Consider the following 7,671-nt stretch of genomic DNA (forward strand, 5'->3'; position numbering starts at 1 on the left):
CTCACTCCCGCGACTTCAATACCTCGACCAGGTCGATGCGGTCGAGCCGGCGCCGCACGAGCAGCGCCGAGAGAAGAAACGCCACGCCCACCACCCCGACCGAGAACGCGTACGTCGCCGGCGTGAGAACCAGCGGCAGGCGGAACAACTCCCACTGGTAGGTCCACGCCATGAGCGCACTGGTCCCGTACCCGAGGGCGACACCGATCGGCAGCGCCGCCGCGAGCAGCAACGCCTGCTCGCCCAGGAGCATGCGACTCACCTCGCCGCGGGTAAAACCAAGGACGCGCAGACTCGCCAGCTCGCGGCCGCGCTCCGAGAGGGCGATGCGCGCGGCATTGTAGACGATCGCCACCGCCAACACGCACGCGAAGCCAACCAGTACGCCGGTGAACACCCCCATGCTTTCGCCGATTGTCTTTTCGAAACTCTCGAGCGTCGTCTCCCGCTGCAGCACACCGCCCACTGCAGGTAGCCGCTTCAGCAGCCCATACAGCTCCGCCATCCGCTCCGTCTCGACGATCAGCATAGCGCCCGACACGGTCCCGCCCTCGTGCATCAGTCGGTTGAGGGCCCGCACGTCCATGTAGGCGGACAACCCGATCAGCTCGTCCACGAGCCCGCTCACCGGCACTTCCCGTTTCGGCCGGCTGCCTTCCAGCACTTCGACCAGCACGGTGTCGCCGGGCTGCACTTCGAGAATGTCGGCCAGCATCTTGGTCAGGACCAGCCCTTCGGGCGGGAGCGCGACGCTCTCGAGGTTCCGATCGAGCAGACGCCGCAAGCTGGCGTCCGGGGGCAGCCCCATAAGCGCTGTACGCCGCGACCGGTGCCCGCTGCGCAGGCGCACGGGAACCGCGCGGTACGACTCCGAGACCAGAACTCCGGGCAGGCGGGCGAGCTCGTACCGCGCCGTCGCGGGCAAAGGCTCGTGCGCCACGACGGTCATGTCGTCGCGCTGCACCAGAGCGAACTGAACGGCGGCAAGGTACTCGATAGCATCGACGAAGTACCGGCCGAGCAGCAGAATCGCCACCGCGCAGGCAAGGCCGGTTATCGACATGACCGCGCGCAACGGCCGGCGGGCCATGTTGCGCGCGATCATGCGGGTCGCCGGCGGAACCCACCGTTGCGCGCCAAGCCGTTCGAGCCAACCGGCGTGGAACTGCCCTGGGGGTTCCGGGCGCATCGCCTCCGCCGCCGGCACCCGCCACGCCCGCCGCACCGCGGTCACGGCGCCGAACAGGGCGGCCGCGGCACTCGCCGCAATTGCCATCAGCACCACGGTCGGCCCCGGATCGTAACGAAAGACCGGAAAGCGGTAGAACTCGGAGTAGATGCGGTTTAGCTCCGCCCCGAGCCACAGGCCACTCGCGGTGCCTGCGACCGCACCCAGCGTCACGGCCACCAGGGCAAACCCGAGGTAGTGCAGACTCACCGTTACCGGTCCGTAACCGAAGGCCTTGAGAACGCCGATCTGCTCGCGCTGCATTGCCACCAGGCGCGACAGCACGATGTTCAGCAGAAAGGCCGCCACGCCGAGAAAGATCGCCGGCAGCACCGTCCCGAAGATGCGATTCTGCCGCAGTTCGTCCGACAGAAAGCGGTGCGACACCTGGTCGTCGCGCCCGACCGCCCCGAGGCCGCCGTAACGATCGAGCAGCCGATCCAGGCGCACCGTAACCTCGGCCGGATTGGCGTCGGCCGCCAGGATCAGGACCACGTCGTTGAACGCGCCGTCCATGTCGAAGGCTGTCTCCATGGCGGCCAGGCCCATCCACAGCACGCCGAAGTGTCGGTTGTCGGGGAACAGATCGCCGGGCCGCACCTCGTAGACGTATTCCGGCGACAGCGCGATGCCGACAACGCGCAGGGTTGCCCAGCGGCCGTTGAGAACGGCACCGATCTCCGACCCGAGATCGAGGCCATTCGCCAGCGCGAACGCCTCGCTGACGAGAACCTCGTCGCGCCGGCCGGGGGCGATGAACCGTCCGCGCCGGATATGCACGTCATTGACGATCGGCTGCTGACGCTCGGGTATCGAGATGAGGCGCCCGGTCGCCGGCGCGGCAAGGCCGGGGACATCGAGCGTGACGTCGGCGACCAGGCGCGTGTCGGCGCGGGTGACCCCCGGGATCGCCTCGATCTTACGCGCCAGCGACTGCGGCGCGCGTTTGAGCGAAGCGAACAAATTCGCGAAGCGATACGTCGCGTAGTAGTTCGAGCGCGACTCGGCCAGCGACTCGTACGCCGTGCGCATGGTCACGACGATGGCCACGCCCGCGGCCACGACCACGGCGATGGCAGTCACCTGGCCGCGCAGGTGCCACAGGTCGCGCACGAGCTTGCGGTTCAGAGGGCTCATGCGGCTCACCACTCCAGATCGGACGCCCGCGCTCGTTGGGCGTTGCGCCGCACCTCGGCAATGGCGCCGCTGTGCATGCGGATGACCCGGTCGGCCATGCCGGCGATCACCGCGTTGTGGGTGATGACGGCCGTCGTCGTTCCCAGGGAGCGATTGACCTGTTCGAGCACCTCGAGCACCAGGCGTCCGGTCTGCGCGTCGAGCGCCCCGGTCGGCTCGTCGCAGAGGAGGACGTCCGGGCGTTTGGCAATGGCGCGCGCGATCGCCACCCGTTGCTGTTCGCCGCCGGAAAGCTGCGCCGGGAAGTGGTCGCGCCGTGCGCCGAGCCCGACGAGGCGGAGGGTCTCGTCGGGGTCGAGGGGCCGCTCGGCGATCTCGGTGACGAGCGCGACGTTCTCCAGCGCCGTCAGGCTGGGAATAAGATTGTAGAATTGAAACACGAAGCCGACATGCTGGCGGCGGAAACGGGTGAGGGCCGCTTCATCGCCCGCGGTGAGATCGTGGTCGAGGAAGCGCACGGTGCCTCTGGAGGGTACGTCGAGCCCGCCGAGGATGTTCAGCAGGGTTGACTTGCCGCTGCCGGACGGGCCGAGCACGACCAGCACCTCGCCGCGGAAGATGTCGAGATCGACGCCGCGCAACGCCGGCACCTCGACGTCGCCCATGCGATAAACCTTGGCGAGCCCGCGGGCCTGAAAGACCGCCTCCCGCTCCGTCGCCGTGCCGTGGTCGTCGCTCATCCCGTTTCCTGCCGGAGCCTGAGCATCCCCGATCGATGCCGGAATGCAAGCGCAGCAGTGAGGTAAGTCGGGCCGCTCTCGCCAGCGGGGCGGGGTTGCGATACGGAGGTCGCATGTTGTGCCCAAAGTGCAAGACGTCCACGTTGAGTGCGACGACGGTGAAGGAGACGCAGGTGGACCAGTGCCGCACCTGCAAGGGCCTCTGGTTCGACGAACGCGAGCTGAGCGCCCTGCTTGCGGCCGACGCGCCCGCGCTGCGTCCGCTGGCGCGCGGAAACGATGCCGGCGATCTAACCGCACGCCGGGGCGATTGCCCGCGTGACGGCACGGCGATGCTGCGGGTATTCAGCGCCATGAACCGCAACGTGGTCGTCGACACCTGTCCCGCGTGCCGCGGCATCTGGCTCGACGGCGGCGAACTCGCGGCATTAGTCGGCGCCTGAGAGCGCGCCGGCAAATGGAGTGGCAGGCTTCGGACGAGACGATTGGCGCGATTGGCGATTGGCGAGACACCCACCGGCGATTGGTGCGATTGGTGTGGATGGGCGAGACACTCCCCCAGGGTCATGAATCACCCGAGCCCCCGCCCGTGCCCCGACGCCAGGCCAAACCGGGCCGGGGCTCGGGCTGGGAACTGGGGGTACGTCTGGATGACGGGGGATGGATCTCGTTCGCGCGTCGTCGTGATCGGTCTTCCGGTGGGGTGCGGGCCGGTCGAAGCCTGCTGGCAGCGACTTCCCCTCGGGATCGCGGTCGGTATCGGTATCGATCCGTTGCCCGGTGTGCCCAGCCGGCGGACTCGATGGCAGACTCGGTAGACCTCAAGTCGCTCGCGGCCGCAGCTCATGTCGTCATCGATTCCGATTCCGACCCCGATCGGTTCAAGCCGCCCCCCCCCGGCCATATCGCGCGCGCTCTCCTGCGCGTCGCGTGCACTCCATCTGCGGATGCCGCCGAGCCGGCCTCTTCTCCGTACTCGTACTCGTTCACGTACTCGTACACGGCCACTCCCTCGTAATCGTTCAACCGCCCCTCGTCCAACTTCATCGCTGCCTACCCCCAGTCCGTGTACGGGTACGTGTACCGCTTCGCTGAGTACGTGCGCGGAGTGGAAGCCGAACAACTCGCACCGGGGCAGCAAGCTGAAGCGCTACTCGGTATCGTCAGAGTGAATCCAGGCCAGACTCGGCGCGACGCACGCGGCACGGCAGCCCGATCCCGTCGCCTCGATTACGGGCCCAGCAAGGGGTGCTGGACACCCATCGCTCCGGCGTGCGTGGGTGTCTCACGTCCATGCGTGGGTGTCTCACGTCCATCTCACGTCCACCCACGTCCACACGTCCATGCTTCGCGCTTGAGGAACGCGGTACGGCCGCGTATCGTCAATGCTCATCGACCGCGGCGTGAGGGATAGCGGTGAGTCCGAATGGACCGTTACCCGCACGGCGCCGTGCACTCGCAGGGAGTGGAACCCGTATGCGCAAGCAGTCGCTGATGCTGTGGGCAGGGATACTCGGAATGACCTTGCCGGCACATGCCGGTGCGACCCTGCCGTGCGTCGGGAGCTGCGGTGCGGAACGCGAGGTGACCGCCGACTCCCTGGTGACGCTAGTCAACATCGCGCAGGGGAGTCTTTCGCTCGACGCCTGTGCGTCGAGCGATGCCAACGGCGACGGCGACATCTCAATCGACGAGATCGTTGTGGCGGTCAACAACGCCCTCACGGGCTGTCCGGAGCGGTTTCTCGTTTCCAAGACCGATGACACGGCCGATGGGTACTGCGATGACGACTGCTCTCTAAGAGAGGCGTTCGTTGCCGCCAACACGCATCCCGGGCCCGATGAGATCGCAATCCCGGCCGGCGTGTACGTGCTGACCCGCACTGGGAACGAGGAGGATAGCGCGGCTACAGGAGACCTGGACATCACCGAAGACGTCTCGATCGAGGGCACGGGTGCGGCCACGACCGTGCTCGACGGAAACGGAACCGATCGGGTCATCGACATCCTCGCGGGCGCGGTCACCATCGAGCGTCTCACTATCCGGAACGGACACGCCTCTCACGGAGGAGGCATGCGAGTTGGCGATCGCAGCATGGCCAATCCGACCCTCCTCATGTCCGCTGTGACCCTCGCCGGTAACACCGCCGGGACGGGTGGGGCTATCCGTGCCTTCTCGCTAGGCTCGCTGACCCTGCGGGGCTGTACGCTCCGCAACAACGCCGCCACAGTATCCGGTGGCGCCCTCTTGTACAGTAATGTGTCGACGCTCGAAAACTGCACGATCAGCGGCAATTCGGGGAACATGGGCGGCGGCCTCGCAATCAGCGGGGGGCACATCCGCAACTGCACCATTGTGGGTAACGTGACGCTGGAATCGCGCTTTGCATCAAGCAACCTGGCGCGCTTCTCCGACGTCAATAGGCCGGGAGTGATCGTGGTCGAGAACACCATCGTCGGCGGCTCGGAGGGGCGAAACTGCGGATCGGCGGAGCCGGAGGGCGGCGGTAACCTCAGCGACGATAGTTCCTGCGGACGACCGGGAGACACGAACTGGACGGTCGTCCCTGACCTCGGTATCGCACCCCTAACCGACACCGGTGACGGGATCCCTGTTCATCCGCTGTGCACCGGTGTTGGTGTCCCGGACCCGTCCTGCGCCGGACCCAGCCCGGCGCTCGGGGCCGCTGACTCGGGTGCGTGCCCGTCAACCGATCAGCGTGGTTTCCCGCGTTCGGACCCGTGGTGTGACAGCGGCGCATACGAGGCCGAGTGAACCCGTCACCCCGGCGGCGATCCCGACCGTGCGCTCCCCTCTGGCGGAACGGGCGCCGGCGATACGTTCCCCCACCCGTCGGGTTGAGCCTTCCAGAAGCTCAAGGATGAGCGTTGTTTACTGCTGCTCGCGCAGCAATAGGGCGCGACGACGCACGTGGGTATGGCGCGTCTAAGTTAATGACATTGCCCCCGCCTCGCCGGCGCCACCACACCCGTCGCTCCGGCAGGCGCCATCTCTCCGGCAGGCGCGAGCGGATGTCCCACCGACCCCCCCTCCGCTACCAAGCGATTAGGTGGATGTCCTTCTGACCCCCTTCAGTTCTGGAAGCCGCAGGGCCACGACGTTCCATACCGTCTCCAGGCGGACGCCAAAGTGGCCGTGGATGAGAACGTCCCTTATGCCGGCGATCCGCGGCCACAGCACCTCCGGGTGCCCCGCCCGCAGGTCAGCAGATAGGTTCTTCACCGCCTCACCGACGATATCGAGGTTTCGGATGACCGCATCCTGAACCATTCCACCCCACGACGGGCACCTGAGCGTACCGGGTCACGATGCGTACGGGGCCCGCGGCCGTTGTTGACAGGGCTGACCACCGGCTCGCGTCCCCAAATATTCACGGTGCGGTCACTGTCAACTGGCTGGTGCACGAGTGCCACCCCACAGCCCCCCCACCGCACCCCGGAAGGCGACAAGGTTTATCCACCCGATCACCCGGTCGATTGAGGGCCACCAGCCGCGATGTGCTAGGGTGTCATTTCGGAGCAGCGCGATTGAATGCCACGAATCACCGGTATCCCGGGTCCCTATCGGTTCTTCTTCACGAGTTTCGACTGCAACGAGCCGCCACATGTGCATGTCGAGCGGGAGAGGAAGACCTGCAAGTTCTGGCTTGAGCCGCTCGCGTTGGCCCGCAGTCATGGCTTCAGCGCCCGGGAGTTGAACCTCATTCGACACATCATGAACGCCCACCGCGCTCGCATTCTGGAGGCATGGTATGAACACTGTGGCTAGCGGTGACCCGCGTATCGAAGACGTGCGTGTCACCCAGGATGAGATCGTCGCGCGCCTCGCGGATGGCCGAGTCATCAGCGTGCCGCTTGCCTGGTCATGGCGCTTGGCCGAGGCAACGCCAGCACAACGCGCGAACTTCCGACTCATCGGCGCCGGCCAAGGGGTGCACTGGCCTGATGTCGACGAGGACATCAGCGTCGAAGGGATGCTTCACGGCGCCCCGGCGCGTCGCCCGGCGCCGAGGCGCCGAGCAACTGGTCCACGCATAAGCCGCGGTGAACCGCCGAAGCGCGTCCAGCCGACGCGCAAGAGAGCCGCGCGCGGCTGACCGCCAACGTTTGCAGTGGACGTGCTGAACCGCCCCGACTGTGGCAGCCGGCTACGCTTCTAAGCGGTCCGGCTGGGATTTCCGAGGGGGAGGGGTGCTGGACACCCACCGCTCCGGTGGGCGCGAGCGGATGTCCCACCGCCCCCCCCGGCCATATCGCGCGCGCTCTCCTGCGCGTCGCGTGCACTCCATCTGCGGGTACCGCCGAGCCGGCCTCTCCTCCGTACTCGTACTCGTTCACGTACTCGTACACGGCCACTTCCTCGCAAACGTCCAACCGCTCGCGGTCCAACTTCATCGCTGCGTGCCCTCAGTCCGAGTACGAGTACGTGTACCGCTTCGCTGAGATAGGTGTATGGCGTCCACGGCGAACCCTGATCCGGCGCTAAGCGGAGAATACCCAGTAGCCCAAAGGGGTTCGGAAAACCCGCCGGGTGGACGCGGAAGGC

General features: G+C 66.9%; 7 protein-coding genes and 1 pseudogene. 5 read left to right on the forward strand and 3 right to left on the reverse strand.

What is annotated here, in order from left to right:
* Window position 1: 1 nt before the first annotated feature.
* Window positions 2–2,365 (reverse strand): ABC transporter permease, encoded by a 2,364-nt coding sequence (locus tag L6Q96_16345; GenBank protein MCK6556128.1) that lies wholly within the window; start codon window positions 2,363–2,365, stop codon window positions 2–4.
* Window positions 2,366–2,370: 5 nt separating this feature from the next.
* On the reverse strand, window positions 2,371–3,105 hold the full coding sequence (locus L6Q96_16350; GenBank protein MCK6556129.1) for an ABC transporter ATP-binding protein: 735 nt from the start codon (window positions 3,103–3,105) through the stop codon (window positions 2,371–2,373).
* Window positions 3,106–3,218: 113 nt separating this feature from the next.
* Between L6Q96_16350 and L6Q96_16355 the strand changes: the two genes are divergently transcribed.
* From L6Q96_16355 to L6Q96_16365, 3 genes are all read left to right on the forward strand, one after another.
* Complete coding sequence (locus L6Q96_16355; protein ID MCK6556130.1) at window positions 3,219–3,548, forward strand: zf-TFIIB domain-containing protein; 330 nt, start codon at window positions 3,219–3,221, stop codon at window positions 3,546–3,548.
* A 359-nt stretch (window positions 3,549–3,907) separates the two neighbouring features.
* Window positions 3,908–4,123 (forward strand): hypothetical protein, encoded by a 216-nt coding sequence (locus tag L6Q96_16360; protein MCK6556131.1) that lies wholly within the window; start codon window positions 3,908–3,910, stop codon window positions 4,121–4,123.
* Window positions 4,124–4,581: 458 nt separating this feature from the next.
* Complete coding sequence (locus L6Q96_16365; protein ID MCK6556132.1) at window positions 4,582–5,880, forward strand: CSLREA domain-containing protein; 1,299 nt, start codon at window positions 4,582–4,584, stop codon at window positions 5,878–5,880.
* Window positions 5,881–6,171: 291 nt separating this feature from the next.
* Here the strand turns inward: L6Q96_16365 and L6Q96_16370 are convergent, their stop codons facing one another.
* Entirely contained in the window at window positions 6,172–6,396 is a 225-nt protein-coding gene (locus L6Q96_16370; protein ID MCK6556133.1) for a DUF86 domain-containing protein, read from the reverse strand.
* A 261-nt stretch (window positions 6,397–6,657) separates the two neighbouring features.
* Between L6Q96_16370 and L6Q96_16375 the strand changes: the two genes are divergently transcribed.
* Window positions 6,658–6,894 carry a DUF4160 domain-containing protein gene (locus tag L6Q96_16375; protein ID MCK6556134.1) on the forward strand — a complete coding sequence of 79 codons (237 nt, stop codon included), beginning with the start codon at window positions 6,658–6,660 and terminating at the stop codon, window positions 6,892–6,894.
* Window positions 6,878–7,129 (forward strand): annotated as a pseudogene (locus L6Q96_16380) (DUF2442 domain-containing protein). Before L6Q96_16375 ends, L6Q96_16380 begins: the two are co-directional and overlap by 17 nt.
* Window positions 7,130–7,671: the final 542 nt, after the last annotated feature.

This window comes from Candidatus Binatia bacterium, assembly GCA_023150935.1.
GTDB lineage: Bacteria > Desulfobacterota > Binatia > HRBIN30 > HRBIN30 > JAKLJW01.